We start from the raw sequence: 25,201 nt of genomic DNA, 5'->3' as shown, positions 1-25,201 counted from the left end.
GACTATCCTTCCCCTGCAATCTGGATGAGTAGCTCATGAGGCATAGGATGGTTATACAACTGGACATCATTTGGCTTATGCTCATACAGTAGCTCATACATGGCTCTTCTGCCGTAATCACTGGAGGAATGGAGATAAATACGTCTAGGATACAGCTTCTCTCGCACAATGGCCGAAGCAACCTCAAGTCCTGTCGTTCCCCATGGTCCCAGATCAAAATCAAGGGAGAGAATATCTATTTGATCGTGGCATTCTCTAAGCATCACTATACATTCCTCAGCATCTCTGGCGAGGGCGAAGCCTTGTGGGCAAGGCCTGTAATCATCCATATATAAGTGCATTCGATCGCTCCTTCATCCACCTAGCATCCCCTGTTACAACCCGTTGGCGTATTGCTGTTGTGGTAGCTATTCATACTGCTCATGCTATACATACCTTCTGGCTGTACATGCTATTCAAACCAAGAATAGAGCATGTGTATATCCTCCTGATGAGTACCATCCTCACCAGGTGCACTTTCCAGTATAACAGGGATTGAACGGATCGTCTCGTGCTCCAACAACCAACGCAAGCCTCGCTCCCCAATTCGTCCCTTTCCCACACGCTCGTGGCGATCTTTCAAGGACCCGGCTCCATAGCGTGAATCATTAAGATGTACCGCTCCGAGTGTTGCCCAATAGCCCAATGCCTCTCCTTTATTCCACCATTCATTATCCGGCTGCCCACTCCACATCCCCGAAGCAAAAGCATGGCAGGTATCCAAACAGAAGCCGATACGCTCAGGAGCATGGCAAAGATTGCGAATCTGCACCATTTCCTCCATCGTGACTCCCATCGGCCCATGATCTCCCGCTTGATTCTCCAGCAGAATTTTCGTCTGCCCGTGCCAGTCCTTCAGAACATCATTCAGACATTGAATAATGTTCTTGTAGCCCGTGAGCGGATCTGCTGATTTGAGATGTCCAAAATGAACAACGATCCCCGAGGAGCCACACCCTTCTGCAATGAGCAGATCATTGCGAAGAGATGCTACGGTCGCAGCGTAGAGCTCGTTCCCTTGAGTCATTCCTGTCGCCGGATTCACTACATAGGCAGTATGTACAATGGATTGTAGCCCATGAGTACGACAATAGCGAAGACAAGCCTCAGTATCTCTAAGATCGGGAGCCTTAAGCTGAAGGCTGCGCGGATTTTTCGAAAAATACTGAAAGGCCCCCGCTCCTGCGGCTCGGGCTCTCTCTGCGGCCTTGAGAAAGCCTCCTCTGGTGCTAACGTGGGCGCCGATATACATAAGTTATACCTCAGTCTGACAATCTGGGCAGTAAAATACCTTACGGCTCGCGAGCTCGACTCGGCGAATCTTACCAGAGCAGCGCGTGCATGCCTCTCCCTCACGATCGTATACTCTGCACTGATCATTGAAGCCACCTGTGTGAGTATCTTCCTTAAATAGTGGCATCTCCATATAACCCCCGCCCTGATATGCTTCACGCAGTACAGATTGCATAGCATGATACAGCTTGCTCGTAAGTTCAGCGGATGCAGCAATGCCTGTAATTTTGGAGGAAGGCGTTATGCCTGCGATAAAAGCAATTTCATCTGCATAACAGTTGCCAATGCCAGCAATCCAATGCTGATTTACAAGCGTGCTCTTGAGAGTTCCACGGCGACCTTTTAGCAGCCCAGTGAATTTCTCCAGCGTCATATGGCGGTCTAGAGCATCAGGGCCCAGATCAGATAGTGCCTCCATTGTCTCCTTCGAGGTCAACAAGTGAAGATATCCTAATCGCAAGCCAATGAACCATAGCTTCAGCCCACTAAAGTCCAGCTCAATTTGCGTGGTACGATCAGGCTTGTCCTCCTCACTGCCCAGATACATCATACCCCCGAGCATCAAATGTAGCAGTAGACGGCGTCCTGAATTCAGATGGAAGATCAGATGCTTACCTTTCCGCTCAATATACACGACACTGTTCCCAAGCAATGCATTACGAAATACATCTGTGGATACGTTCAGAGATTTTTCCCGTTCTATGGTGACGCCCGTAATGGGTTGATCAAGAATGCGTTCAGACAGTAAAGTGCGATAATTCTCCATTTCCGGTAGTTCAGGCATTAGTTCATCAATCCTTCCACATAAAATAAAATGTTAGCGCTCCAGCCAAGTCAGGAGCTCTGGCAGATCATTGAATACATAGTCCGGCCTTACGGCTGCGACCTTCATATGTGATTCCATATTGGTCCGTGTAGATACGCCTGTCAGAACCAGAGCTGTCTTGCATCCAGCTGCCGCTCCTGCAGCGATATCCGTACGTATGTTATCCCCAACGACTAGCGTATCAGCAGCGTTCACTCCAAGAAGCTCCAATGCATAATCCATCAGAATGCCGGACGGCTTGCCGATTACTAGTGGCTTCACCTGAGTCGCTGCTTCGATGGCTGCTCCCAAGGTGCCTGCACCAGGTATAAGTCCACCAGATGCTGGGAGCTGCAAATCAGGGTTCGTCATGACGAACTTCGCCCCATCCATAATCCAGCGCATCGCAGCAGCCAGCTTATCATATGTAAAATGCCGATCAATCCCTTGCACGACAACATCAGGACTCTCTTCCACAAGCTGTAGACCTGCGTCCACAATGGCCCGCTGTAATCCTTCCTCTCCTATGCAGTATACCCTTGCTCCTGGATGTTCTTCCGCAATATATCTGGCGGCAGCCATCGCTGAGGTACATACGTCCTGTGAATCGGCGGGAATTCCCATTCCTGACAAGTGTAACGCTACCTGCTCAGGTGTCCTTGATGAGTTGTTCGTTACGAATAAATAAGGGAATTCTTTCTTTCTCAGGCTTAATATGAAACGATCTGCCTCTGGAATCATATGACTACCGTGATATAATGTTCCGTCCAAATCAATAAGTAAAGGCTTCATAGCTGTACCTCCAAGCGGTTCCCCACCGTAGTAGCAATCTTTGGGCAATATAGAAATGCTGAATAAAACTGTTCATTCCCCGCTGATTGTAAACCATGTGTCGCAATACGTCAAAATCAATAGCAGGAATACATTACACCGAAGAAATCCTGGTCGAATGGAAGCAATTTATGTATCAAATATTAAGAGTTTCGTCAAGAACAAATGTCGTATCCTGCGCTTGCCCGGAAAATAATCACCGGAAATATCCCGCAGAACACCGATTTTCCACCTCTACATAGACAAAAATAAGTGCCGGAGTCAGCCTCCGGCACCTGCAAAATGAGCCTGAAATGAGCGTCTGGATCGTTATTCTCCGGCTCCTGTTATAGGTAATATAATATGCTCCTCAGCCAGCAGCGTATTAGGAAATACCGACTTGGCCTCAGTCAGCAATTCCTCCAGCTCCTCCATGTCTTTGTATCTTGAGCTGAAATGTGTTAGTACAAGCTGGACCACCCCTGCTTGCTGTGCTGCTTCAGCTGCCTGACGAGCAGTACTATGATAGTATTCATGTGCTGTATCAGCCAGACCATGGGCAAATGTAGCTTCATGCACGACCAGGTCCGCATCAGCTGAGAGCTTAACGACACCCTCACAGGGACGAGTGTCCCCTAAGATCGTGACAATTTTGCCTTTCTTCGGAGCACCCAGTACATCCTCGGGATGCACCACACGTCCATCCTCCAGATGAATAGGCTCACCCTTTTTCAATTGACCATACAATGGACCGGGCTTGATTCCATATTGCTGTAGCAATGCTGGCTCCAGCCTGCCTGGTTTATCCTTCTCGATGATGCGATAGCCATAGCTGTCTATTCTGTGCTCCAGGAGAGCGGCCTCTACCCGAAACTGCGCATCCTCGAAGATGACGCCTCCCTGATGCTCTATAATCTCCAGTGGGTAGTTAATCCGCGACTGGCTTAGCTCAAGCGAGGTATCAATATATTTCTTGATCCCTGGTGGACCATATATGGTGAGTAGATTCACACCACCCTGATAAGCCCGACTGGAGATTAGCCCCGGCAAGCCGAAAATATGGTCACCATGCATGTGCGTGATGAACAGCTTTTCCAGCTTGCTTAGCTTTAACGGGGATTTCAGAATCTGCTGCTGTGTACCCTCACCGCAATCGAATAGCCACATGCTTCGACGCTCCTCCAGGAGGCGCAGTCCAATGGAAGTCACATTCCTTTGTAATGTCGGTACACCCGCATTTGTCCCCAAAAAGTACAGTTCCATACCTCTCTACCTTCTTCCTCTGATCAGACAGAATCCTCAGGCCAGACATCTGCCCAAACATTCTGCAATAAGAGTTATACCTTTTCTACGTTAAAATATTGTGCCTGCGGATGACTGAACACCATCGCAGATACGGAAGCCTCTGGTTCCATCATAAACCCTTCCGTCAGCTCAACACCAATATCCTCTGGCTTTAAGAGTTTGAATAGCGGCTCCTGATCCTCAAGATCCGGGCAAGCTGGATAGCCAAACGATACCCGAATCCCCTGATATCTGGCTCCATGACGCTGCTTCATTGTCATGTCAGCAGGATCTGGGAAGCCCCAAATATCGCGCATCATGTGATGTACTCGCTCTGCAAGACCCTCAGCTACCTCTAGAGCCACAGCTTGCAGGGCATGGGATCTCAGATAATCCCCCTGGTCCTTCCAGGCTGTCGAGAGCTGCTGTATTCCTTGACCCGCTGTGACGACCATGAAGCCAACATAATCCATAATGCCAGAGCTAACCGGCTTCAGGAAATCCGCCAGACACAAGTATGGCTCCACTTGCTGCCGAGGGAAGGTGAACTTGTGCAGCACCTTCGATGTGTCAGCCGGATCATACACAAGAATGTCGTTACCCTCAGACTGTGCCGGGAAGAAACGATACATGCCATGCGCCTGAATAATTGAGTTCTGTACCGCTTCCTGAAGAATTCCATCTACCGTTTCCTTTAAACTGATCGCTTTGGGGTCGCTCGCGGTGAGCAGCTGCTCTACATTGCCCTTCAGCCCAAGATGATGCCCCAGCAGCATCTGCATATTTACATAAGGAATAATATGGCCGATCGGATAATTACGCAGAACATGACGGTCCAGATCCGGGGCTACATAGACTGGTACGTCTGTCGAGATATTAGAACGCACAGCCCGACTAAGCGCTGGCATTGGCTTAGGGACTGTCGCGGTCGCTGCCTCAGCTGCCTGCTCATTTTTCATTTCTTGGAGCATGACCTCGCGCGTCTGCGGATTCATCAGCTTATTGGCGATATCCAGACCATCCATAGCATCCTTTGCGTATACTACCATTCCATCGTACTCAGGGCGAATCCTTGTCTTTGTAAATTTACGTGTCAGAGCAGCGCCACCTACGAGAATGGGCACATCAATGCCGGCTGTCTTCAAATCCTGCGCTGTAACGATCATTTGCTGTGCTGATTTGACCAGCAGACCTGACAATCCAATCGCATCGGCCTTTTCCTCACGATAAGCTTCAATAATCCGCTCAGGTGGTACTTTAATACCCAGATTAATGATTCGGTAACCATTGTTGGAGAGGATGATCTCCACCAGATTTTTACCGATGTCGTGAACATCCCCTTTAACGGTTGCCAGTATAATTTTCCCCTTCACCGAGGATTCATTCTTTTCCATGAAAGACTCCAGAAAAGCTACAGAAGCCTTCATGACCTCGGCACTTTGGAGTACCTCAGCTACAATAAGCTCATTGTTATTGAAAAGTCGTCCGACCTCTTCCATACCCGCCATCAGTGGACCGTTAATGATCGCGAGTGGTGCATATTTCTTGAGTGCTTCCTCCAGGTCAGGAATAAGCCCTTCTTTACTTCCCTCGACTACATATGACGCCAATCTCTCTTCCAGCGTCAGATTGGAGACCTTCTCCTTCTTCTCTACCTTCTTATTACGGAAAGCTGCAACGAAGGATGCCAATGTCTCATCATTGGTGTTATATATCAGTTCTTCAGCCAGCTTCCGCTCGAACTCGGGAATGGACGCATAGCGCTCCAGCTTCTCTGTATTTACAATTGCATAATCCAGACCTGCCTTCGTGCACTCATATAAGAAGACCGAGTTCAGCACCTCACGGCCAGCTTCTGGCAGGCCGAACGATACGTTACTGATTCCCAGAATGGTATGCACCCCTGGCAGTGCCTCTTTAATGATTCGGATAGCTTCAATCGTCTCCCCAGCCGATCCGATATACTGCTCATCTCCAGTTCCTACGGGAAATACAAGTGTATCGAAGATGATATCTTCCGACTTGAGACCATGATGGTTCACCAGCAAATCATGTGAGCGCTTGGCAACCTCCAGCTTATCCTCACGGGTGATCGCCTGCCCACGCTCATCAATCGTACCTACTACAACGGCTGCACCATACTTATGAATCAGCGGTACAACTGCATCGAACTTCTCCTCGCCATCCTCAAGGTTAATGGAGTTAATGATCGCTTTTCCCTGAGAATACTGCAGTGCCTGATCAATAACTTTGACATCTGTAGTATCAATCATCAAGGGAACCTTAACCTTGTTAACTACCAGCTTCAAGAAGGCTTCCATGTCTGTAGCTTCATCCCGATCCGGGTCCTGCACACAAATATCAACGACATGTGCTCCGCTCTTGACCTGCGCACGAGCGATTTCAGAAGCTTCCTCATATTTTCCTTCTACAATTAGGCGCTTGAACTTCCGTGATCCAAGCACATTGGTGCGCTCACCAACCATATACGGACGATTATCCTGTTCAATATATACAGGCTCAATGCCCGATAAAGCAGGAGAATGCTCTCCTACAAGTGGTCTTGGTTCATATTGAGACATGGCTTCAGCCATAGCCCGAATATGTTCTGGAGTCGTTCCACAGCAGCCTCCAGCAATATTAATCCAGCCCTTCTCAGCAAAAGCAGCCATCTTGCGGGCCAGCGAGTCCGGTGACTCATGATACTGCCCGTTCTCATCAGGCAAGCCTGCATTAGGGTAACAACTGATTGCTGCACTCGAGATAGATGACAGCGAACGAATATGGTCCCTCATGAACTCTGGACCCGTGGCACAGTTCAGTCCAATGGAGATCGGATTCAAGTGCTCTAGCGAGATGGAGAACGCTTCAATATTTTGCCCAGCAAGAGTCGTACCCATCGGTTCAATCGTTCCCGATATCATTAGCGGAAGCGTTACACCGCTCTTCTCAAATGCTTGTCGAATGCCAATACTCCCGGCCTTGACATTCAAAGTATCCTGCGAGGTCTCCAGCAGCAGCACGTCCACTCCGCCTTCGATTAGCGCGAGCGCCTGCTCCTCATAGCTCTCAACCAGCTCAGCAAAGGTGACACCACCCGTTACCGATAGTGTCTTGGTCGTTGGCCCCATCGCCCCAACCACATAGCGGGGATTGTCCGTTGTTGTATATTTATCCACTGCCGCACGTGCAAGCTTAGCCGCAGCCAGATTGATTTCACGTGACTTCTCAGGGATATCATAGTCCTCCAATACAACAGAGGTAGCTCCGAATGTATTCGTCTCAATCAGGTCAGCCCCTGCCTCCAGATACTGCTCATGAATACGCTGTATTACATCCGGTCGCGTAAGGACCAGCATCTCGTTACAGCCCTCCAGCTCTTCGCCGCCGAAGTCTTCGGGAGAGAGTGTTTCCTGTTGAATCATGGTACCCATGGCACCATCCAGAATAAGGATTCGTTTCAGAATAGATTCCTGAATGCTTGGTTTCATCGCGTGCATGTTCCCCCCCGTAAAACGTTAAATCTTAGTTTAGCAGAAAGACCGTCAATATGATACATTCAACTCGCATTTTCATACATAAACCTTACATAATCAAAATCATAAGTTACAGCTAAGCTTCGGTAACAGATACTAATCCCCGACATGGTAAATGCGCACCAGGAAATTCACTCTCTATAATTTCTCTCTAGCTATGGATAAGTTATGCATATCCTCTCATAATCTTCATCGACAAATGAACTATCATTGGTTATAATATTATATTAATATTAATATAATTAATCCAAGTGGAAAAGAGGGAGAATGAAATGGCTGAAATCGTGATTCGCAACACTGGGGAGCGTATTACCGGAGATCAGGCTGTAAGAGCATTTTTGGAGAAGCAAGAGGTGCTTTATGAGCATTGGGATGCTAGCAAGCTTTCTTCCGAACTAAAGGAGAACTTTTTACTCACAGATGAACAGAAAAAACAAGTACTAGAGACATTCGATAGCGAAATTAAGGACTTGGCGGCACGTAGAGGCTATAAAATTTGGGATGTGATCACTCTCTCTGAAGCCACACCGAATCTGGAGGAGCTTCTTGCCAAATTCGAGGATATTCATACACATACCGAGGATGAGATTCGCGCGATTGTCGGCGGCAAAGGGATCTTTATCATTAAGGGCGGCGAAGAGCTTGGATACTTCAATGTTGAGCTCTCTCCAGGGGACGTGATTTCGGTGCCAGAGAACACCCCTCACTTCTTCACACTAATGGAAAACCAAAAAATCGTTGCTGTGCGACTGTTTATCGAGGAAAATGGTTGGATTGCCGAGCACTACGATGATCCTACTTTTATCAAGGCGTAATTCGAATTGTAACATTACAACTTATGGTGGGAAGATGGGTCACAGCTCAAACTCAATTCTTGCCTAGTTCGTAGTCCCTCTGCGCTTCAGCATCTCGTTCGATGCTAACTATGAACAAGCTCCATGTTCTGAAAAGGAACTATGGAGCTTGTTTTTTGCGTATGCAAAAAACGGCACTGACCTCACAAAAATGAGGTCATGCCGTTTTCGCTGCAATGATTAAGCCAAGTCCAATTAGGTGAACTTACCACAAAGAAAGGGTTCCAAGGATCAGTTAAGATGCCTGATTAGATCGTTTGAATGATATCGTGCAGCTCGGATAAATGCTTTATCTCGTAGTCTGGCTGAATGGATTCGGTATTTGTCTTGCCGTTCCGGTTCACCCATACCGCACGAATATGTGCAGCTACCGCTCCCTTAATGTCGGTTGTCAGCTTGTCACCCACCATAATTGCTTCCTCACTAGTAACACCTAGTTGGGAAAGAGCATGCTCAAAAATAGTCGGGTCTGGTTTCCCTTTCCCGAAGCTTCCCGAGATGATAATGTGATCAAAGTAAGGCGCCAGCTCAGGAACACCATCCAGCTTCTCCTGCTGCAGGGACGGACAGCCGTTCGTCAACAAAAGCAGCTTGAATTGGCGATCCTTCAGCTCTTTCAGAACTGCGAAGGTCTCCTCATATACGTACGGTCGTGATCTCCGCTCAGACATGAATTGATCTGCCAGCCTTGCAGCCAGCTCCGCATCCTGTACACCTAATCGCTCAAGACCTTTACGCCAGGATTCTGTACGGTATACGGGCGCAAGCTGCTCCAGATTCCGGAACTCCGTCTGCTCTCCTCCATTGAAATGAGCCCATAAGCCTTCAAAAGGATTAATGCCTATCAATTTCGTGAATGGGAAGGTCTCATAGGACTCATAAAGTGCACGCGCCTCCGCACGTACTGCTTCTTTTAATTTCGCGGGATCGATCCCCTTCTCAGAAGCAGCCTGCTCACATACAGCATCGAAAGATTCCTCTACACTTCGTTCATCCCATAGCAAAGTATCGTCCAGATCAAACATAACAGCTTGGATTGTCATCTTAACCGCCCCACTCTTCTTTAGCTTTTTGGATGTTCTTCTGTAAATTTAATGTTGTGAAGTGCTGCAAATGCCTTCAGACGTTCCGTAATAGCGTCCGTGTCGTATCTAGCGAGTGTCTTGGAAAACACCCAGTTCCCCCATCTGCCATTCTTCTCAACCGTTACATAGCCACGCTGCACCTGAATACTCTTGATATCCTTCACTGCCATGAACTTCTCACGACCGCTGCGGAAAGAATACAGTGTGTCCTTGGTTATTCTCAAGTAAGGACGGCGCAGGAAGAAGATAACTGCTAGTAATATATACAAAACAAAGACGACCCAGTCCATGGTGCCCATACCCCGATTGGTCAGAAAGAGCGTCATGGACAAATACAGGATAGCTAGGCCCGCCAGCATGACCGGTACACTCACATTGCGGCCATAGAACTTGTCTCCAGTCGAAGCACTGCCTCCTTGTATAGTTTGTTGACCGTTTTTCTTACGGTTTTTATTGACCTGCTGCATATTTTTACGTACTTTTCGCTCAAATGATCGAGACATATTCACAGTTCCTTCCCATGGAATATCCGCTAGTGCATAGTTGAAGCGGTCTTACGGTTTTTCGAAGCATTATTGCTTGTTGCTGTCTGATCCATCTTCTTTTGAACTCTCATCATCCACGAATTCAATGGATTCCAGCTGCTGCCGGAAATTTTTGCGGATGTTGCCGAGATATATTTCACGGAGCTCAGCTTGCTCCAGGGTCTCCTCTTCTGTAAGTCCCTCTTGTTTGGCTTTACGTGCGAGCACATTAATACGCTCAACTAATACCTCAATCTCCAATCTATTTCCCTCCATTATAAGCAAAGATATAATACACTTTGACATGTAGAAAAGAGCTTGTCAAGGCACGCCCCAACAAGCTACAAATGAAGTTCCAGACAAGACTAGGAACGGATATGTAATAGAAGATACAATATTACTGTATATCAACAATCGAGCTGGATTTACCATAAGAATCATGGGCTAGCTCATTCATATTAGCTGTATTTCGTAATCCTGCAAAGGATCGTACAAAGTCGATTACAGTGGGATTCAACTTAACAGCAGGGAGGATAGTCACTGTATCTACTATTCAAATGTCCAAGCTTGACATCCATCCAGTCTCAGGGTAGGTACAGCACCTGCCCAGCTCTTACTCCTGACTCCTTCAACCCATTTACATGCTTGATCGCTTCAATATAGACTCTCGGGTCCATTCTCTTAGGCTTATGGGACACCGCAATACCCCACAACGTATCCCCAGGTTCTACAACAACCTTTTCGGTCAATGGCTGAGTATTTCCCTCATCAGCAAGCACTGTAATAATTCCTGTTCCGCTCAACCACAACACAAACATAATTGAAACAAGTCTGAACAAAACGGATTTTGTAAGTCTCACCAGTAAGCTTTGGGTATGTGAAATTGCTTCAGAGCTTGTAGAAGCATAGATGCTATTATAAGTTGTATATCTCATTTTCCGAGCCCTCCAAACATGTGTTCGTTAATGTTGAAATCAATATAACACGAACACATGTTTTGTTCAATACATTTTCCGAACAAAGGTTCTCCTTTTTTTCGACTTTGTTCCGAAGATTAACTTCTGCCTCTTTTCATACACCCGCCTTGATCTCAACTATCCAGTATTCCAGTCAATGGCTACCTGGAAACGGATCTAACTTCATTTAATCACTTACTATTTAGAACTTATGTTTGTGCGAACGGAAGTTCTATGTTATAATTTTCCCAAACGTTACTATATTGGGGTTGATACGGTATGTCCAAGATTTCCAGCAGACAACAGGCAATACTTGAATTCATACGTAATGAAGTACGCTTGAAGGGATATCCTCCTTCAGTCCGAGAGATTGGCGAAGCAGTAGGCTTGGCGTCCAGCTCGACAGTTCATGGTCATCTGGATCGTCTTGAGAAGAAGGGCTTGATTCGTCGTGACCCTACAAAACCACGCGCCATTGAGCTTCTGGGTCAGGAAGAATCCGATAGTGCCCATATGTTCAACTATACGGTGTCTCGTGTCCCTGTCGTCGGCAAAGTTACAGCTGGTGTACCTATTACAGCTACTGAGAACATTGAGGACTACTTTCCTCTTCCTCAGCAGTTCGTTGGCGAGGACAAGATGTTTATGCTATCTGTTGTAGGAGATAGTATGATCGAGGCAGGCATTTCCAACGGGGATTACGTGATCGTTCGTCAACAACAGACGGCGAATAACGGAGAGATCGTCGTTGCCATGACTGAAGAGGACGAAGCAACTGTGAAGACCTTCTACAAGGAAAAGGATCACATTCGACTGCAGCCAGAGAACCCTGCTTTTGAACCGCTGCGTTTAACCCATGTTACAATTTTGGGCAAGGTTGTAGGACTCTTCAGAGATTTCCATTAGACTTCTTTCAGTATGTAAGATATAAGCCAATACACCCTCATTTACTATGAATGGACAAGCGTGCTTGCTTCTTCTAAGTATTATGAGGGTGTATTTTCTTACGTAATAACTAGGGAATGTCCTACTTTCGTAAAGCATAACGTGCGATCCAGTCTACTTTTCCAGCATATTTTTCTGGCATTATGCTTCTAATACTGCTTCAATTCAGGCCCTAGGATCATTTAGTGAGTATCCGGCTAACACGGATATGTGGGTGACTGGCAATACATTCATTTAGGAATTATTAGGTGTTTGATTAGTGGCTCTTTCGATCCTCTTTAAGCGCTCGTCTAGCTCTTTTACATTCCCCCCGACTTCTCCAATCAGAGTCAAGAAATTTCGCCGCAAGCGATTAATCACAATCGCTGCTTCCTCCCTCGTCATTGGAGCTCCTGGTCGACTGCCGTCAAAATAGCCGTTAGCTTCGGCTTCCTTCCAATCCTTCTCGGCCCATGGACTGACGCCATGAACATCTCTTTCCTGTGCCACTGGGTTCTCCTTCCCCGGCTCTGTTGCCCTATAATAATTTATCAAGTATTGAGTAGGCTCTACAACTCCGGCTTCTGTGGGTGTGTAGCCGTATGAGGGTGATGATGCCCTACGAATTTCGTAATGCAAATGCGGTCCTGTTGAACTCCCCGTACTCCCCTGCCGACCAATGACCTGACCTCGCTGAACTTGCTGTCCCTCTTTTACTCCCGCACTAGATAGATGTGCATATACATGTAGATATCCATGCACATCACGTATAGCAACAACTATACCCATATTACCGAATCCAGAGCCGGTAACTCCCAGTTTGGCATGAAGGACCAATCCTGAAGTAAATGCTTTTATTTCGCCATCAGGCGGGGTAATCACCAGATCCACTCCGCGATGAAATCTTCTGACCTGGTCCACAGGATGAGTCCGATATCCGAATGGGCTGGTAAGCCGGTAACCATCGAATGGATTTGTCATCTTGCTCGCCCCTCTCCTTTTCATGAATACGGACGTGTGATATAGAAAGCTAGTAATCTCTCTCACTACTCTCTTTACTGGTTACTCTCTTCCTTTATTCTATGATTACAGCAGGATATAGCAACGGCACCTCGTCGCCTGCTTTGTCCAAAAGCTTCAGCATTTATAGATTCGGGCTCCCCATACTCAATTTGAATTAGAATCAAAATACCATAACAAATTTCAACAAATGTGAGGAGAAGTATTTCTTAGCAGTAGATATCTTAGCAGTAGACATCTTAGCAGTAGTAATTCTATGTTATGATCTACTTCGACAGTAGGGGTATTTCGCCCCCTTCAACAAAGCAAAAAACCCTTGGAGCCTTATGGCCCCAAGGGTTGTCATCTTAGTACAAGGACAGATATTGATCGCGTTCCCATTGGTGGACTTGAGTTCTATACATGTCCCATTCAATTTCCTTAAGCTCATAGAAATATGCGAGCGCGTGATCTCCCAGCGCACTTGCAATTACTTCACTACGCAGTAGCTCGCCGAGCGCTTCCTTCAGATCTGCAGGCAGGCTTGCAATGCCTTCCTCCACCAGTTCTTCCTCTGTCATGACGTAAATGTTACGGTCAATCGGAGCTGGCAATGTCAATTGACGCTTAATGCCATCCAGACCTGCTCTCAGCATTACAGCCAGTGCCAGATAAGGGTTAGCAGCCGGATCTGGGTTACGAACCTCAATCCGAGTGCTCAAACCGCGAGATGCCGGAATTCGAATCATCGGGCTACGGTTGCTAGCAGACCATGCCACATAGGAAGGAGCTTCATAGCCTGGTACAAGACGCTTGTACGAGTTCACAGTAGGATTCGTAATTGCCGCCATCGCACGAGCGTGCTTCAACACTCCTGCCATATAATAGCGTGCTGTCTGGCTCAAGCCAAGCGTATCGCTTTCATCATAGAATACATTAGTGTCGCCTTGGAACAAGGATTGGTGACAGTGCATTCCTGAGCCGTTCATGCCAAACAATGGCTTAGGCATAAATGTAGCGTGCAGGCCATGCTGTCTCGCGATAGTCTTCACGACCAGTTTGAACGTCTGGATCTGATCCGCAGCCTTGATAGCGTCTGCATATTTAAAATCGATTTCATGCTGGCCTGGTGCCACTTCGTGGTGGGAAGCCTCAATCTCGAAGCCCATCTCTTCCAGTGTCAGAACGATCTCGCGACGGCAATTCTCGCCCAGATCCGTCGGAGCCAGATCGAAGTATCCACCCTGGTCATTCAATTCTTCTGTTGGATTGCCCTTCTCATCTGTCTTGAACAGGAAGAACTCAGGCTCAGGTCCAACATTCATGGAAGAGTAGCCCATTTCTTCGGCTTCCTTCAACACTTTCTTCAAGATCCCACGTGGATCTCCAGCGAACGGCTCACCATTTGGCATATAAATATCACAGATTAGACGCGCCACGCGGTTTTGCGTAACCCAAGGGAAAATCACCCATGTATCTAGATCTGGATACAGATACATATCAGATTCCTCAATGCGGACATAGCCTTCAATCGAAGAACCATCAAACATCATTTTGTTATCCAGTGCCTTCTCAAGCTGACTCAGAGGAATCTCTACATTCTTAATGGTACCAAGCAAATCCGTGAACTGCAGACGAATAAAACGAACGTTTTCTTCCTTGGCAATACGGAGAATGTCTTCTTTGCTGTAACTCAATGTAACCTCTCCTTTTCTCTCTTATCATGTAATGGAGTATAATAGCTAATTATTTATTAAAAAACCTGGACAGCTCACCCTGAATCATGGAGACCTGACCTGGTCTCTTCCCTGCAACGAGCTGCTGCTTCAGCAAACGGTGCAGCTGCGTATCTGACAGCTCCCGACGCTTGACCTCAGTATCAGCCGTAATTACCGTTGCTTCCTCAGATTCTTTGGAGACAGGGTTCATTACCTGCTTAATGCCTGCGATATTAACCCCTTTCTCAATCAGTGCTTTGATTTCAAGCAAGCGCTCTACATCATTGAATGAGAAAAGGCGCTGATTACCGGACGTACGTGCCGGAACAATCAGACTGTGCTGTTCATAATAACGAATCTGCCTCGCTGACAGATCTGTCAGCTTCATAACGATTCCGATTGGAAATAAGGCCATATTTCTGCGAATTTCGTCACCCATCGTTCATCAACCTTCCAGTGATCTTTTCTTCACCTCATTGTACATTTATCTGATGTAAAATGTCAATGATATGTTAGGTAAACTCACAGTAAATTGCGATCCTTCATCGTTTGCAGTGCCATTAGAACACCAAATTTGACGTGGGAATAGGTAAGTCCTCCTTGCATATAACCGATATAAGGCGCTCTAATCGGCGCATCCGCGGATAGTTCCAGGCTACCTCCCTGAATAAAGGTCCCTGCCGCCATAATGACAGGATGCTCATAGCCAGGCATGTCCCAAGGCTCCGGCACCACATGACTATCCACAGCTGCAGCACGTTGTATCCCCTGTACGAATGCAATGAGATGCTCAGCACCTGTGAAAGAAACAGCTTGGATGAGGTCAGTCCTTTGCTCCTGCCAGCCTGGTTTGGATTCGAAGCCCACTTCCTCGAACACAGCTGCTGCGAAAACACTTCCCTTTACAGCTTGCCCGACTAAGGTAGGCGCCAAAAACAAACCCTGATAAATATGTCTCGTGGTCCCCAGCATAGCCCCAACCTCTGAACCAATCCCTGGTGCAGTCAAACGATAAGCCGCCAGCTCCACATATTCCTTTTTACCACATATGTAGCCTCCGGTCTCTGCTATTCCGCCCCCCGGATTTTTAATTAACGAGCCCGCCATCAGATCGGCACCAACATCCGTAGGCTCTTGCTTCTCCGTAAATTCTCCATAACAGTTATCTACGAAGACTACAACGTCTGGTTTCATTTCCTTCACCTGCTGAATCATCTCAGCAATCTGAGCCACTGTGAAGGACGCCCGCCAGTCATAGCCCCGTGAACGCTGAATACCGATGACCTTTGTTGCCGGGCTGATCGCCTGCTGTACGGCTGACCAGTCAATCTCGCCATCTGCCTGAAGAGCCACTTCCCGATAACGAATTCCGAAGTCTGCAAGTGAGCCCGTTCCGTCATTCTCGTGACCAATAACCTTGTGTAAAGTGTCATATGGACGCCCCGTAATGTACAGAAGCTCATCGCCAGGACGGAGCACACCGAACAACGCTGTTGCAATTGTATGCGTGCCAGATGCAAAGTGCGGTCTAACTAGGGCAGCTTCTGCCCCGAATACATCCGCATACACCAGGTCGAGCACCTCTCGCCCACGATCGTTATACGCATAACCCGTCGAATTAGCAAAATGAAAATCACTCACCTGATGCCGTTGGAACGCCTCAATGACCTTCCACTGATTCAGGTCCACAATGCTGTCAATCTCCCGTAATCTCCCCTGAATCTTCTCCTCTACCCGTTCCTTAACCTGTTCAATCTCTGGTGAAAAATGAACCATCCTTAACCTCAATCCCCTTTTTGTCCCTCAAGCTGACGAATAGTATACCTCGTCATGTCATTTTCTTGACAGTCTATATTGTAAATAACTTTCATTTCATGTTATGCCATTGTAAATTCTCGCAAAGCATAGCCGTATTTTTCATACTCGCTTTTCTGCAATCGAACCTCATATATCACATCATTCTCTTCATATTCCGTCCGAATGACATCCCCAACGCGATAGATGACCGACGTCAGATCTCCTCGCTCCGCTGGAATTTTGTACACAATGGTATCCCCAGTAAGATGCTCCTGAATCATCTCCCGAACCTTCAACAAATCCGCTTCATCAAAAGCACTTAGCTTCACGTATTCAGGACCTGCCGGAAGCATTTCCAGCTGCTCAGGTGAGCAAGCATCCTTCTTGTTGAACAACACCAGCTGCGGTTTGTCTGCTGCACCCAGATCCTGCAGGATGTTCTGTACCACCTTCATCTGATCATCTCTCATGTCAGACGAAGCATCCACCACATGGAGAATCAGATTCGCCTCATTAACCTCTTCTAGCGTCGCCCGAAATGCGGCCACCAAGTCATGTGGAAGGTTCTGAATGAATCCAACGGTGTCCGTCAGTACAATTTCTTTTCCACTTGGCAGTTCCATATTTCGAGAAGTCGGATCAAGCGTAGCAAAAAGCTGATTCTCAATATATACATCCGCAGCAGTCAGCTGCTTGAGTAATGTTGATTTCCCTGCATTTGTGTACCCCACCAGTGCCACCTGAATGACTCCGCTTTTTTGCCTTCTCTCTCGATGCAGCCGGCGATGCCGTGTAACCTCTTCCAATTGACGCTTTAACTCCCCGATCCGGTCACGAATATGACGTCGGTCTGTCTCCAGCTTGCTTTCACCAGGCCCCCGTGTTCCAATTCCCCCTCCAAGTCTGGAGAGGTTTTTACCTTGTCCCGACAAACGCGGTAGCAGGTAGGAGAGCTGGGCAAGCTCAACCTGTATGATCCCTTCACGCGTGTTGGCCCGCTGCGCGAATATATCCAAAATGAGTTGCGTACGATCAATGATCTTCAGGTCCAGACTTTCCTCCAGATTTCGCACCTGGGCACCGGACAGCTCCTGATCAAAGATGGCCGTAGTCGCACCAAGTGTATCCGCAATGGCCCGCAGCTCCTCCACTTTCCCTTTACCGATGAACCATTTTGTATCCCTTGTCTCCCGGTTTTGGCTCATTACACTTAATACTTCTACCCCCGCCGTCTCTGCCAGCTTCACCAGCTCATCCAGAGAATATTGGGGATCGACGCCGGTACGCTTCACTTCATCCGTGATCAGGCTGACCAGGACTGCACGATCCTTAATATCTGTTTGTGTATCAAAAGTTTGGTTACTCATCTATGCTTGTTCAGCTCCTCTTGCTGCAATGTTCGTTTCAATTTCAATATCCGAGCAGAAACCGACCTTATCCAGGTCGGCTCAGGCTTTAGAGATATGATTGTTATTTGGGCACGCTTGACCCATTTCTGACCCTCATACATCCTATTCATCGGTCATATTACTCTGTTTGATGATACTACACAGTTACAGCAAGCTATTACTAAGAGATTATTAACTGCTTCCTTATTACTCATACGCCCGATCATTACTGTATTTATAGAACGCTTGTGCCTAAACCCTCATTATCGCCTAATCGTTGGATATTTTCAAATCCTCCGGACGTAGCGTCATCAATTCCAGCTTGCCGGGCTGACCGCTAGCATACTGATTCAATAATCGAACCGCTTGATGACGAATAGAACGTTCAATGACATTGCGAACATAGCGCGCATTACTGAACGCGTGGAGACTTTCCTGCTTTGCAGACATTAAATGCTGCTTCATTTTTAGTATGCTTTGGGGGAGCAAAATATAATCCCGATCCTTGGCCATCAGCTCACAGATTTGAATCAACTGGTCCACTGTATAATCTGGGAATTCCATTTGAATGGGAAAACGTGAAGGTAATCCGGGATTCGTATGCAGAAAGAAATCCATCTCCCCGGAGTAGCCTGCCAGGATCAGAATAAACTGATTTTTCTGATCCTCCATCGCTTTTACCAAGGTGTCAATGGCTTCCTTGCCAAAATCCTTTTCTCCGCCCCGCGCCAAGCTATAGGCTTCATCCACAAACAATATGCCGCCCATGGCTTTTTTCACTAAATCACGGGTCTTCTGAGCTGTATGCCCGATATATTCCCCAACCAGGTCCGCACGCTCCGCTTCAATCAGATGCCCCTTGGATAATACACCAAGCCGCTGCATCATCTTGGCAACGATCCGGGCCACCGTCGTCTTTCCCGTGCCTGGGTTACCTTTGAATATCATATGATAGACGTGTGCATCGCTCAGCAGTCCTGCGTCTGCACGCATATGCGCAATTTGCAAGAAAGCATAAATTTCAAACACCAGTTCTTTGATGTTATCCAGACCAACGAGCTGATCCAGCTCTTTGCGGATCTCCTGATACAGAGCATGCTGTGGCAATTCCTTGGCAGGTAGCGCTGCAGCAGCAGCTTCTATAGAATTCTGAGGCTCCTGGCTGCGTATTACGACATTGATCTGCCTGGAAGGCCGTTCCGCAGCTTGTTTACCTGCTGCCATTCCCCGTCCGTTCATGCATCCATCACCTCGACATTTGATCGGGTACCGTCCCTTTAATCAATGTATTCAGTGGTGCATGTCCATATTAGCAGTTTTGTTCATGACATGAGGCAGGGCGCAGCCGATTCAGGCTCGCACCACCTATGATCCAAGAAAACATAAGTTCAGACAGCTAGCAACATGCGCTGAAGGGTCCATTTCGCATAAGCCAGCACCTCTCGTCCCTGATGCACGATCGGAGAAAGAACCTCCGTATCGGTAAGAGATAATTGTGGATTCTTATAATCAAGGGCACGCGCAATCTCCATGGCTCTGGGACCGTGGTAAGTATGCGTGACGATAATGGCCGTCCTATAGCCATGGTCTTTCATAATCTGCTGACTCAGCAGTAAATTCTCATACGTACTGGTCGCATCATTTTCAAGTAAGATATGCTCCTCAGGAATGCCATGCTGGATCAAATATCGTTGCATCCCTTCTGCTTCTGTATAGCGAAATGACGGATCATCCAGACCACCACTTACAATCAGCCTTGGAACCTGTCCACTCTCATATAGCAGCCTGGCCTCTTCTAGCCGTTCCTTCAGACCAGGGCTGGGAGCATCTCCCCACATTGACGCTCCCAGCACGATCCCTACATCCGCAGTCACAAGATTTGCTGTGCTCTCAGCCGTGTTCATTCTCCAGATGAAGCTGCTGGCCCACAATGCACCGCCAAGGAGAATGATCACAAAAATAATACGCCAGCGCTTGGTGCGCGGCCTCGTAGGGGATGGTTCACTTACGTTAACTATGGAGGAGCTGTGCTTGCGCAATAAGTTCTTCATTGCCTCCTCCTGAACTCTCCATTGTGAAACCACTCCGCACGATGCTGAAGCGACATCTTGAAATAAGGAAAGACATGTGCATCAATGGCCTTGAGCAGGTCGGCAGCGGTGCGCTCCGCAAGAGCAGCATCTTCTGCAGAGATATGTCCCTTCTCAAGGGCCTCCTCCAGTTCATCTTCGTCTACCAAAAAAATCTCGCCATTGCTCAGGACAACCACATCCAGGTACAGATCATCAAACCAGGGAACCCCCTGATCCGTGACTCCTTGACCGCGGCAGGTATCAATATACCATTCAACAATCTGTTGCTTATCATCGAACATCGCCGTTACTACATAATGCTCATCTTTAGGATAATATTGCAGCCAAGAATAGCCTTTGTCTGCAATACAGAACGTATGACTGCCATACGTCTTCCATAATGGCTCCTTCAAGTTCAGCATTGTGTATAGAGTCACGTACCCGGTGAACGCTTCACACTGAATATACCGACAGGTGAATTTGCGATTCGTAATGCGGCGCCAATTCGCTCGGTCTCCAAATTTACGCTTCATATAGACGTTCCTCTCCAACATTGGTACCTCAAGCTTACCATATTTAAACATGACTCTCAAAGCAGATGCTTCGTACAACAAAGAAGGCCGCCAGATAACAAGTATCTAACAGCCTTCCCCAAAGAAATCGAATTCAATAAGGAGTAGCGGATGTGGGCAGTTGCAATAACAATAATACCATTGAGTGCAGCACAGGATTTGTGACTGAAATTCATCAATCCAACTAATGCCTGCTGTGTTGGTCTCATATCTTCATGCTTTAATGTACTCTACCAATTGATCCAACCAGTTGTCGATGTCTTTCTTCGCTAGTGCGCTGCTGAAACGGCCTAATTCCTTGCCTGAATAGCTTACAATGATTGTTGGGATATACTTTATTTCAGAATGCTCTTCGGGCTTGTACTCAATCCTAGAGACTGTTATATATGAACGTTCCTGCTCAATTTTCTCCACTGTTTTGGAGAAGCGACGGCAATGACCACAAGATAAGCTGTAATAAAAGTCAATACGCAGGTTGCTCACCTCCAGCAGAACAGATCCTTCGACACCCTTTTTTAGAATGAAGCAAACGCTGTAGTAAATATAGATACATCCTGCAGCTCTGTCTCCGTTACATCCATTTGCACTTTATTCACAGGGTTTGGTGTGTATAGTTCAACCGTGTACGTAATGATATCCGTTCCGTTGGCATCAACATCTGGCATTACATTTTTAATGGCAACCACTTTGGCAATGTAATATAACATTCGATTGCTTGTTTCTATAGCGATGACGGCCTTATCACCGACGGCGTACTTTGCTGAAATAATAATATCAGGCATACTTTTTTTGCTCCTTCGTAAGTTCGTTTTTGTGGATACATTTAAACCGAATGATTTTCGTCGTGCTGCATTTCACATGTCCACTTTTTGCATTGCTTTTTGCCGAATATAATATAGATTTCTACGGGTATAAGAGGTTTTGTCGTAGCCGCATACATCCAGTAGATCCGCAATATCCTCGATCCCCAGTATCTCGCGACGCTCACGCTTCTCTTGAGCAATGATGCCGATTTCGACTGAATACTTGGATGGGATCTCTTTTTCTACGGTCCCACTCTCACCCTCCCTGGCTTCAATCTTAGATCTAATGCGGGCAAGAGTCCGGTTGATCGTCATCGGGTACACCCCAAGCCTCTCGGCAATCTGTGAGTGGTTATTATCAGGGAATTTCACAATAAGCCTCATAACCTCTACTTCAAAATCCGTAAACATCTCGTCCTCCAAAAGACTTTGTACATACAGACGCGTCGTCACAGACTCCTCCAAATTCCGCTCAGATCTGTCCGCTATGTCAAAGTCTTCGATAGCATCATAATGCTCAATCTCATCGCTGAACACCGCAATCTCTCTGTACCGATCGAGTGTAATATGAAGTAGATTAGCCATCTCTTCCTCACTTGGACGATAGCCCAAACCATCTTCAAGTTCAATCATTCTTTTGATTAGATCGATGGCTCCACGACTTAGCTTTACTTGCTTCGAGTCGTTATATAGGAATTGATTGACCTCCCAGAGAATCGGTCTGTACACATAAGTGCTGAACTTGATTCCTTTATCAAAATCAAAATTGTGAAGTGCAGTTATAATTCCGATACATGCGTGCTGGAAGAGCTCCTCTTCTGTAATATTGAACTTCTTACACAGTTCCTCAATATTTCCTTTGAAATGAATAAGAATGGAGAAAATGAAATCACGGTTAGCAATCAGAAATTCGCCCAACAATGTCCGATCATGCTTGCACGCCTTTATCAACTCCGCGTTATGCAGATCTGGTACACCGAACTGTTTTAGAAGCTGGTATTCGGGACTTGGCAATTACTTCACCCCGAACTTTCTTTCTGGAAAGCCGCAGGCTTTTTGCAAGGCAGCATCTATTATGTAGTTTCTCATTCAGCCCATCTCCTTTGGTTCAAACCGTCTAGTGTCTTTCTCCCTGAAATAGTCGGTCTATGCCCAAAAAAAGGTGCTGATGAAATGGAACCTCTTTACCATGCAGCGAGAGACGGAATCGGCAGTGCAATTGGCCATTGAGAAACAACAAGCCCATCCGATGATTTCTGCTTCTTGGTATCAAAAAAATGTCGCTGGAGGCAGGCTTTCGTTTGCCCATCATCTAATGCAGCAAGCTGATACTGGCCAAAAACGAAGAGCAGCGATTCTACAATCAAGAGAATCGCTGCTCTGCTGGTATTTTAAAACTATTCAATAAACGTCAATATTAGGCATACAGGAATCTAACTGCCGCCGAATCGCATCAAGATTGATCTCCATCGAAATATCCGTATTGTACAGCTTCATATAGGATTCTTTGAGTGCCCAAAGCTCATCTGTTATGATTCCCTTGCTTTCATCATGAAAGGTGTTATCGGTATCGATCCCCATCTGTCGTACAGCCTGCTCCAAGGTCTGTAAGGATGTGTACACATCTCCGAAGGTAAACTTCATTTAATATCTTTCCTCCATCCTATGTATCCTTTTTTATCGTGATACGAAGAACCGATACATTCCTGAACACAAGTCTTGTAAGATTCAAGCAGATTCGGGATACTTACATCTGAGAAGATCTCGTTTGACATAATAAAGCTCAATACATTCTGGAGTTGCTCCTTGTCCCGTCGAAGAGCATCGACGGTGGCAGGTGAAGCATGGTGCATCGCTTGCTCGATCCTCTGTATAGTAGATTGAATTCGTTTAACTTCCTCAGCTACTACGCCGAGGGTATAGGTATAACTCGAAGATGCCATATACTTCCTCCATTCAATTTAGATTGGTAGAGCTTGCCTCAGATTGATAGACCCCACCTAAAAAAACTAAATATTAAACTTATATGAATAGATGTCTCTTGTGACAGACTTATCCTCTTCATTTTCAATGAGTTCATAGAAGTCCTTAGCAACCATCGTCACACGTTCACCGTTATGTCTCCCTACGTATACGACCACATTTCCAGCTGACACATAAGTATCCAAGCCTGCTGCCAGCTCTAACGTTTGTGCTTCATATATAAGCCCTTGAATCTCCCCGTCGGAAAGTCTCCCCGCCTCATCTCCTGTGAAGTGATAGAAGTCTTGTGGAAACTGGGGATACGGACAGTAACCCGAGGTAGTGTGATATCCCTCGCTGACACCATCCAATTGAGCCCGTAACACATCATTCTCGTTACGAAGGGCTTCGTTTTCTTCTAGAATGCGCTGAATTCCACCTAGTTGCCTAATTTGCTCAGCTAGCTCCAGAAGCTCAAGCAATTTCTGCGCAGTATTGAGATCCGATAGCTCCTGGTTTATTCCCGACAAGATGTCATTGCCACCTGCATTCGAGAAACAGAAAACATCCCCAAATTCTTCACCTTCATTTCCGAAAGCTGCACCGTAGTTTCCATTAAGCACGTGTTTACTCCTCCATTTGTGTGAGACTTGTGTAATCCCTTGATACTTCCAAACAGTATCCCTCAGCCTCAATAGGGCTAAGCTCGAAATGATGCCCTGCTATTTGCAGAGCGTAATCAGAAGGCACAATAATTTTTCCATCTCCATACTTTTCAGTCAGATACCCTAGCATGGCCTTCAGTGCCTCAACCTGACCTCTTAGGAAATCTAGTTCACCTTCCATTTGTGTTCTGCAGGAAACATCTGCAAAGTCAGAAAAGCTCATTGTCCATTAATCCCCCAATAGCTTCTGTAATGTTGATACTTATGAAACAGCTACATGCTCAGCGTCAGCCATCTGCCTGATATGTTTCCTCACTGTTATTCATTCTTGCTTTTATAGTCGCTTTATCTCCTCAAAAAGGTGCTGATCAAAAAAAGACCCCGAAGGGTTGATCCAGTCATGGCGAACAATTGCTAATGCGTTCAGAAGCCGAGTCTGACCTGAGGTCAATGATCTCGACGATACAGAAGGACACTTTTCGCAAATCGATAACAACACCTTTTCCTGATGTAGCTACCACTTTGAATGGAACACCTGATTCAATCATCTTTGAAATGGCGCGATTCATAATTCTCGTAACGGTCTCGACCTGATCATGCTCTCCCTTGTCTTGCAGCCACCAGGAAACGGTAGTGCACTCTCCGTTATCAAAGTAAAATTTGCCGTCCACCCTGAATTTAGCTGTCTCCATTGCCCTCATCATCCTCCGTATAACGGTAATCAGCGAAATCCTTAATATGAATTTCGATCTTCTCCAGGATGCCACTATTCATCTCATTAAGGCGCTCCTGCAGATCAAGGAGCTCTTCCATGCTCTCCCTTGAGATCGGAGGTGCAATAGACTCCTCTCCATCATCGACCCGCACCCACCAGCGGCGAATCGTCTCCATAGTCAAAGTCAGGTTAATGAAATTTCCGCAGTGCCGACACCATACAACCAATGCATTATCACATTCCATAGACTCGGGCACAAAGCTTGAATCCTCGCCGCAATTTGGACATTTATTCATGTAACCGAGCATAGAATCCCCCTTTCTTTTTCACGTGCCTTAACTTCGTAATTCCCCATTAAAATATTTGAAATAATCATTTTTCTCGCTTAGTTTCTCGTACC

At 46.6% G+C, this 25,201-nt stretch carries 29 protein-coding genes; 3 read left to right on the top strand and 26 right to left on the bottom strand.

The features are described 5' to 3' along the window. Positions 1–2: 2 nt before the first annotated feature. From D328_RS0107055 to metH, 6 genes are all read right to left on the bottom strand, one after another. Positions 3–341: a cyclic-phosphate processing receiver domain-containing protein gene (locus D328_RS0107055; protein WP_018884274.1), complete on the bottom strand. Its 339-nt coding sequence runs from the start codon at positions 339–341 to the stop codon at positions 3–5. A 110-nt stretch (positions 342–451) separates the two neighbouring features. Further along, a complete protein-coding gene (locus tag D328_RS0107050; protein WP_018884273.1) occupies positions 452–1,291 on the bottom strand; it encodes a deoxyribonuclease IV in 840 nt (279 codons plus the stop codon). 3 nt (positions 1,292–1,294) lie between these two features. Then, positions 1,295–2,116, bottom strand: a complete 822-nt coding sequence (locus tag D328_RS0107045; RefSeq protein WP_018884272.1) for an Fpg/Nei family DNA glycosylase — start codon at positions 2,114–2,116, stop codon at positions 1,295–1,297. Between the two features lie 33 nt (positions 2,117–2,149). After that, positions 2,150–2,929 (bottom strand): TIGR01457 family HAD-type hydrolase, encoded by a 780-nt coding sequence (locus tag D328_RS0107040; protein WP_018884271.1) that lies wholly within the window; start codon positions 2,927–2,929, stop codon positions 2,150–2,152. Positions 2,930–3,277: 348 nt separating this feature from the next. Continuing rightward, a complete protein-coding gene (gene rnz / locus D328_RS0107035) occupies positions 3,278–4,210 on the bottom strand; it encodes a ribonuclease Z (RefSeq protein ID WP_018884270.1) in 933 nt (310 codons plus the stop codon). A 74-nt stretch (positions 4,211–4,284) separates the two neighbouring features. Then, positions 4,285–7,722: a methionine synthase gene (gene metH / locus D328_RS0107030; protein ID WP_018884269.1), complete on the bottom strand. Its 3,438-nt coding sequence runs from the start codon at positions 7,720–7,722 to the stop codon at positions 4,285–4,287. Between the two features lie 317 nt (positions 7,723–8,039). On the opposite strand from metH, the gene D328_RS0107025 reads away from it, so the two are divergent. Then, on the top strand, positions 8,040–8,582 hold the full coding sequence (locus D328_RS0107025; protein ID WP_018884268.1) for a 1,2-dihydroxy-3-keto-5-methylthiopentene dioxygenase: 543 nt from the start codon (positions 8,040–8,042) through the stop codon (positions 8,580–8,582). Between the two features lie 287 nt (positions 8,583–8,869). On the opposite strand, the gene D328_RS0107020 is transcribed toward D328_RS0107025, so the two are convergent. The 4 genes from D328_RS0107020 to D328_RS31180 all read right to left on the bottom strand — a co-directional run bounded on the left by D328_RS0107020 (position 8,870) and on the right by D328_RS31180 (position 11,009). Further along, positions 8,870–9,664 carry an HAD family hydrolase gene (locus D328_RS0107020; RefSeq protein WP_018884267.1) on the bottom strand — a complete coding sequence of 265 codons (795 nt, stop codon included), beginning with the start codon at positions 9,662–9,664 and terminating at the stop codon, positions 8,870–8,872. Positions 9,665–9,684: 20 nt separating this feature from the next. Further along, complete coding sequence (locus D328_RS0107015) at positions 9,685–10,209, bottom strand: hypothetical protein (RefSeq protein WP_018884266.1); 525 nt, start codon at positions 10,207–10,209, stop codon at positions 9,685–9,687. A 69-nt stretch (positions 10,210–10,278) separates the two neighbouring features. Continuing rightward, a complete protein-coding gene (locus D328_RS0107010; RefSeq protein ID WP_018884265.1) occupies positions 10,279–10,491 on the bottom strand; it encodes a DUF896 domain-containing protein in 213 nt (70 codons plus the stop codon). Between the two features lie 323 nt (positions 10,492–10,814). Next, a complete protein-coding gene (locus D328_RS31180) occupies positions 10,815–11,009 on the bottom strand; it encodes a LysM peptidoglycan-binding domain-containing protein (RefSeq protein WP_169445788.1) in 195 nt (64 codons plus the stop codon). Positions 11,010–11,465: 456 nt separating this feature from the next. Between D328_RS31180 and lexA the strand changes: the two genes are divergently transcribed. Further along, a complete protein-coding gene (gene lexA / locus D328_RS0107000) occupies positions 11,466–12,092 on the top strand; it encodes a transcriptional repressor LexA (protein WP_018884263.1) in 627 nt (208 codons plus the stop codon). A gap of 273 nt (positions 12,093–12,365) precedes the next feature. Here lexA and D328_RS31800 read toward each other — a convergent pair whose 3' ends face one another. The 11 genes from D328_RS31800 to D328_RS0106945 all read right to left on the bottom strand — a co-directional run bounded on the left by D328_RS31800 (position 12,366) and on the right by D328_RS0106945 (position 22,473). After that, positions 12,366–13,091, bottom strand: a complete 726-nt coding sequence (locus D328_RS31800) for a M23 family metallopeptidase (RefSeq protein WP_018884262.1) — start codon at positions 13,089–13,091, stop codon at positions 12,366–12,368. Positions 13,092–13,477: 386 nt separating this feature from the next. Further along, positions 13,478–14,806: a type I glutamate--ammonia ligase gene (gene glnA, locus D328_RS0106990; protein WP_018884261.1), complete on the bottom strand. Its 1,329-nt coding sequence runs from the start codon at positions 14,804–14,806 to the stop codon at positions 13,478–13,480. 49 nt (positions 14,807–14,855) lie between these two features. Then, entirely contained in the window at positions 14,856–15,266 is a 411-nt protein-coding gene (locus tag D328_RS0106985) for a MerR family transcriptional regulator (RefSeq protein ID WP_018884260.1), read from the bottom strand. Between the two features lie 83 nt (positions 15,267–15,349). After that, the gene (locus D328_RS0106980) at positions 15,350–16,603 is read right to left on the bottom strand and encodes a methionine gamma-lyase family protein (RefSeq protein WP_018884259.1); all 1,254 of its coding nucleotides are present in this window, start codon (positions 16,601–16,603) and stop codon (positions 15,350–15,352) included. A 101-nt stretch (positions 16,604–16,704) separates the two neighbouring features. After that, positions 16,705–17,991 (bottom strand): GTPase HflX, encoded by a 1,287-nt coding sequence (hflX, locus tag D328_RS0106975; RefSeq protein WP_018884258.1) that lies wholly within the window; start codon positions 17,989–17,991, stop codon positions 16,705–16,707. Between the two features lie 291 nt (positions 17,992–18,282). Further along, entirely contained in the window at positions 18,283–19,251 is a 969-nt protein-coding gene (locus D328_RS0106970) for an AAA family ATPase (protein ID WP_018884257.1), read from the bottom strand. A gap of 149 nt (positions 19,252–19,400) precedes the next feature. Further along, the gene (locus D328_RS0106965) at positions 19,401–20,063 is read right to left on the bottom strand and encodes a YdcF family protein (protein WP_018884256.1); all 663 of its coding nucleotides are present in this window, start codon (positions 20,061–20,063) and stop codon (positions 19,401–19,403) included. After that, positions 20,060–20,617, bottom strand: a complete 558-nt coding sequence (locus D328_RS0106960) for a DUF402 domain-containing protein (RefSeq protein ID WP_018884255.1) — start codon at positions 20,615–20,617, stop codon at positions 20,060–20,062. The genes D328_RS0106965 and D328_RS0106960 overlap by 4 nt, the downstream gene beginning before the upstream one ends. A gap of 252 nt (positions 20,618–20,869) precedes the next feature. Next, positions 20,870–21,139 (bottom strand): thioredoxin family protein, encoded by a 270-nt coding sequence (locus D328_RS28485; RefSeq protein WP_018884254.1) that lies wholly within the window; start codon positions 21,137–21,139, stop codon positions 20,870–20,872. Between the two features lie 32 nt (positions 21,140–21,171). After that, on the bottom strand, positions 21,172–21,438 hold the full coding sequence (locus tag D328_RS0106950) for a hypothetical protein (RefSeq protein WP_018884253.1): 267 nt from the start codon (positions 21,436–21,438) through the stop codon (positions 21,172–21,174). Between the two features lie 72 nt (positions 21,439–21,510). Further along, on the bottom strand, positions 21,511–22,473 hold the full coding sequence (locus D328_RS0106945) for a sigma-70 family RNA polymerase sigma factor (RefSeq protein ID WP_018884252.1): 963 nt from the start codon (positions 22,471–22,473) through the stop codon (positions 21,511–21,513). Positions 22,474–22,627: 154 nt separating this feature from the next. Here D328_RS0106945 and D328_RS0106940 point away from each other — a divergent pair, with 154 nt between their 5' ends. Further along, positions 22,628–22,867: a hypothetical protein gene (locus D328_RS0106940; protein ID WP_018884251.1), complete on the top strand. Its 240-nt coding sequence runs from the start codon at positions 22,628–22,630 to the stop codon at positions 22,865–22,867. On the opposite strand, the gene D328_RS0106935 is transcribed toward D328_RS0106940, so the two are convergent. The 5 genes from D328_RS0106935 to D328_RS0106910 all read right to left on the bottom strand — a co-directional run bounded on the left by D328_RS0106935 (position 22,861) and on the right by D328_RS0106910 (position 25,109). Then, entirely contained in the window at positions 22,861–23,103 is a 243-nt protein-coding gene (locus D328_RS0106935; protein ID WP_018884250.1) for a hypothetical protein, read from the bottom strand. The genes D328_RS0106940 and D328_RS0106935 overlap by 7 nt on opposite strands. A 365-nt stretch (positions 23,104–23,468) precedes the next feature. After that, positions 23,469–24,044, bottom strand: coding sequence for a hypothetical protein (locus D328_RS0106925; protein WP_018884248.1), 576 nt, complete (start codon positions 24,042–24,044; stop codon positions 23,469–23,471). A 4-nt stretch (positions 24,045–24,048) separates the two neighbouring features. Further along, positions 24,049–24,309 carry a hypothetical protein gene (locus tag D328_RS0106920; protein ID WP_018884247.1) on the bottom strand — a complete coding sequence of 87 codons (261 nt, stop codon included), beginning with the start codon at positions 24,307–24,309 and terminating at the stop codon, positions 24,049–24,051. Positions 24,310–24,484: 175 nt separating this feature from the next. Continuing rightward, positions 24,485–24,778 carry a hypothetical protein gene (locus D328_RS0106915; protein ID WP_018884246.1) on the bottom strand — a complete coding sequence of 98 codons (294 nt, stop codon included), beginning with the start codon at positions 24,776–24,778 and terminating at the stop codon, positions 24,485–24,487. Next, a complete protein-coding gene (locus D328_RS0106910; RefSeq protein ID WP_018884245.1) occupies positions 24,765–25,109 on the bottom strand; it encodes a hypothetical protein in 345 nt (114 codons plus the stop codon). Before D328_RS0106910 ends, D328_RS0106915 begins: the two co-directional genes overlap by 14 nt. Positions 25,110–25,201 lie beyond the last annotated feature (92 nt).

It is taken from the genome of Paenibacillus massiliensis 2301065 = DSM 16942 (assembly GCF_000377505.1).
GTDB lineage: Bacteria > Bacillota > Bacilli > Paenibacillales > Paenibacillaceae > Paenibacillus > Paenibacillus massiliensis.
Note: the sequence above shows the minus strand (reverse complement) of the source record. Positions and strands in the feature narration are given on the sequence as shown.

Coding starts and splice junctions, on each gene's coding strand:
- D328_RS0106940 (WP_018884251.1), top strand. CDS start 22,628: ATGAAATGGAACCTCTTTACCATGCAGCGAGAGACGGAATCGGCAGTG.
- D328_RS0107040 (WP_018884271.1), bottom strand. CDS start 2,929: ATGAAGCCTTTACTTATTGATTTGGACGGAACATTATATCACGGTAGT.
- D328_RS0106950 (WP_018884253.1), bottom strand. CDS start 21,438: ATGCCTGATATTATTATTTCAGCAAAGTACGCCGTCGGTGATAAGGCC.
- D328_RS0107045 (WP_018884272.1), bottom strand. CDS start 2,116: ATGCCTGAACTACCGGAAATGGAGAATTATCGCACTTTACTGTCTGAA.
- D328_RS0106980 (WP_018884259.1), bottom strand. CDS start 16,603: ATGGTTCATTTTTCACCAGAGATTGAACAGGTTAAGGAACGGGTAGAG.
- D328_RS0107020 (WP_018884267.1), bottom strand. CDS start 9,664: ATGACAATCCAAGCTGTTATGTTTGATCTGGACGATACTTTGCTATGG.
- lexA (WP_018884263.1), top strand. CDS start 11,466: ATGTCCAAGATTTCCAGCAGACAACAGGCAATACTTGAATTCATACGT.
- D328_RS0107055 (WP_018884274.1), bottom strand. CDS start 341: ATGCACTTATATATGGATGATTACAGGCCTTGCCCACAAGGCTTCGCC.
- rnz (WP_018884270.1), bottom strand. CDS start 4,210: ATGGAACTGTACTTTTTGGGGACAAATGCGGGTGTACCGACATTACAA.
- D328_RS0106920 (WP_018884247.1), bottom strand. CDS start 24,309: ATGAGCTTTTCTGACTTTGCAGATGTTTCCTGCAGAACACAAATGGAA.
- D328_RS0106915 (WP_018884246.1), bottom strand. CDS start 24,778: ATGGAGACAGCTAAATTCAGGGTGGACGGCAAATTTTACTTTGATAAC.
- D328_RS0106935 (WP_018884250.1), bottom strand. CDS start 23,103: ATGAAGTTTACCTTCGGAGATGTGTACACATCCTTACAGACCTTGGAG.
- D328_RS0107015 (WP_018884266.1), bottom strand. CDS start 10,209: ATGTCTCGATCATTTGAGCGAAAAGTACGTAAAAATATGCAGCAGGTC.
- hflX (WP_018884258.1), bottom strand. CDS start 17,991: ATGAGTAACCAAACTTTTGATACACAAACAGATATTAAGGATCGTGCA.
- D328_RS0106960 (WP_018884255.1), bottom strand. CDS start 20,617: ATGAAGCGTAAATTTGGAGACCGAGCGAATTGGCGCCGCATTACGAAT.
- D328_RS0106970 (WP_018884257.1), bottom strand. CDS start 19,251: ATGAACGGACGGGGAATGGCAGCAGGTAAACAAGCTGCGGAACGGCCT.
- D328_RS0106965 (WP_018884256.1), bottom strand. CDS start 20,063: ATGAAGAACTTATTGCGCAAGCACAGCTCCTCCATAGTTAACGTAAGT.
- D328_RS0106910 (WP_018884245.1), bottom strand. CDS start 25,109: ATGCTCGGTTACATGAATAAATGTCCAAATTGCGGCGAGGATTCAAGC.
- D328_RS0107050 (WP_018884273.1), bottom strand. CDS start 1,291: ATGTATATCGGCGCCCACGTTAGCACCAGAGGAGGCTTTCTCAAGGCC.
- D328_RS0106985 (WP_018884260.1), bottom strand. CDS start 15,266: ATGGGTGACGAAATTCGCAGAAATATGGCCTTATTTCCAATCGGAATC.
- D328_RS31800 (WP_018884262.1), bottom strand. CDS start 13,091: ATGACAAATCCATTCGATGGTTACCGGCTTACCAGCCCATTCGGATAT.
- metH (WP_018884269.1), bottom strand. CDS start 7,722: ATGAAACCAAGCATTCAGGAATCTATTCTGAAACGAATCCTTATTCTG.
- D328_RS0107025 (WP_018884268.1), top strand. CDS start 8,040: ATGGCTGAAATCGTGATTCGCAACACTGGGGAGCGTATTACCGGAGAT.